The organism is Streptomyces sp. NPDC001002 (genome assembly GCF_053599215.1).
This window is the reverse complement of sequence record NZ_JBSFLV010000307.1, coordinates 1-1,952: the sequence shown is the minus strand read 5'-3', so window position 1 is coordinate 1,952 and position 1,952 is coordinate 1. Positions and strand designations below refer to the sequence as shown.

Here is a 1,952-nt window from a genome sequence, read left to right as displayed (position 1 = left end):
GGCGACCTTGATCGGGATGTTGTTCAGGGCGCAGGTGGTGAGTTCCTGATTGGTCATCTGCAAACACCTGCGCACGCGGGCCGCCACGGCCACGCACGCCAACTTTCTCCGTAATTCCGCAGGTCACGGCGGCCGCGGCTCAACCTTGACCCCGCGCGACACCATTCAGGCTTGCCTTTGGCGCCACAACGGTGCCACTATGGCGTCATGGACCTCACCCCGTATGTCGACTCCCTCCGCCGCGAGCTCGCGGTGGCCGCCGAAGCCGGTGGCGACGAAGCCCGTGAGCTGGCCGAGAGGCTCACGGCTCCCCTGGAGTCGGCGACCCGGCTGACCATGCTCAACGTGCTCTCCGCCGCGATGGACGAGATCACCCGCGACCTCGCCCCCGGCTCTGTCGACGTACGGCTGCGCGGGCTCGACCCCGACTTCGTGGTGACACCGCCTCCCACCTACGACGGTGCCCCCACGGAGCAGGCCGCGCCCGCCGAGCCGTTCAGGGCGCAGGCGCCGGCCGACAGCGATGAGGGCGGCACCGCCCGGGTCAATCTGCGTCTGCCGGCCCAGCTCAAGGCGCGCGCCGAGGAGGCGGCGAGCCGCGAGGGCCTGTCGGTAAACGCGTGGCTGGTGCGAGCCGTGTCGGCCGCGGTCGACGGCGGCTCACGCCCGCATCCGACGGAGAGGACCCACACCATCGGACAGAGCTTCACGGGCTGGGTCCGCTAGCCGCGCCACAGACCCACCCGCATCCGCACCACTTCACTCACACCCCGTCCCACCTGCAGGGACGGTCCACTGACTCATAGAGACGGGACAGCCATGCCTACTTTCGACACTCCCGAAGCGATCTCGATCACCGCGTACGTGTACGCCGGTTCCATCCGCTTCACCGCGGGCGACCGCGTCGACACCGTCGTCGAGGTGCGCCCCCGCGACCCGAAGAAGGACCTGGACGTACGGACGGCCGACCAGACCGAGGTCACCTGCACGGGTGGCATCCTGACCGTCAGGACGCCCAAGGCCAACCTGCTCGGGCGCGGCGGCACCGTCGACGTGACGGTGGACGTGCCCACCGGCTCGAACATCGACGTGACCGGCGCCGCGGTCAACGTGATCGGCGAGGGCCGGCTCGACGACGTCCGGGTGAAGTCCTCGGCCGGTGACGTCCGCCTCGACACCACCGGCCCGCTGCAACTGAAGGCCTCGCACGGCGCAAGCACCGTCAACCGGGTCGAGGGCCCGGCCGAGATCACCAGCAGCACGGGCAACATCCGCGTCGGCCTCGTCGACGGCCCCGCCGTCCTGAAGAACTCGCACGGCACCATGACCGTCGGCGCCGTGACCGGCGAGTTGCGGGTGAGCGGCGCCAACGGCCCCATCGACATCACCCGCGCCGAGGCATCGGTCACCGGCACCACCACCAACGGCTCCCTCCGTATCGCCGAAGTCGCCCGCGGCACCGTTCAGTTGGAGACTTCCAACGGCGCCATCGAGGTCGGCGTCCGCGAGGGCACCGCGGCCTGGCTCGACGTCAGCTCCAACCACGGGCAGGTGCGCAACACGCTCGCATCCTCCGAGGCCCCGGAGGAGACCGAGGACACGGTCAAGGTCCATGCCCGGACCAACTGGGGCAACATCGACGTCCTGCGCGCCAAGGTCTGAGCGGCCACCGCCAACTGGCCTCCACCGTCCGGCACTCCGGTCCGCTCCTGACTCAACTCTCCTTACTCCCCCGGTCACTTCAGCCATCGAATGGAGGGCCTCATGCCTTCATCTGTCATGCCCACATCCAGTCGCGGTGACGATCACCTCACCCCCGCCGCCATCTCCACTGTCGGCCTGCGCAAGGCGTACGGAGACAAGACCGTCCTCGACGGCATCGACCTGACCGTGCCGGCCGGCACGATCTTCTCCCTCCTCGGGCCGAACGGCGCGGGCAAGACGACCGTGGT

At 69.5% G+C, this 1,952-nt stretch carries 3 protein-coding genes; all 3 read left to right on the top strand.

The window, feature by feature from the left end; genetic code table 11:
• Window positions 1-207 precede the first annotated feature (207 nt).
• On the top strand, window positions 208-726 hold the full coding sequence (locus ACWDR3_RS47715; protein ID WP_450358941.1) for a toxin-antitoxin system HicB family antitoxin: 519 nt from the start codon (window positions 208-210) through the stop codon (window positions 724-726).
• Window positions 727-819: 93 nt separating this feature from the next.
• Window positions 820-1,662: a DUF4097 family beta strand repeat-containing protein gene (locus ACWDR3_RS47710; protein ID WP_450358940.1), complete on the top strand. Its 843-nt coding sequence runs from the start codon at window positions 820-822 to the stop codon at window positions 1,660-1,662.
• Between the two features lie 102 nt (window positions 1,663-1,764).
• The coding region (locus tag ACWDR3_RS47705) for an ATP-binding cassette domain-containing protein (RefSeq protein WP_450358939.1) at window positions 1,765-1,952 on the top strand (188 nt) is incomplete at its 3' end.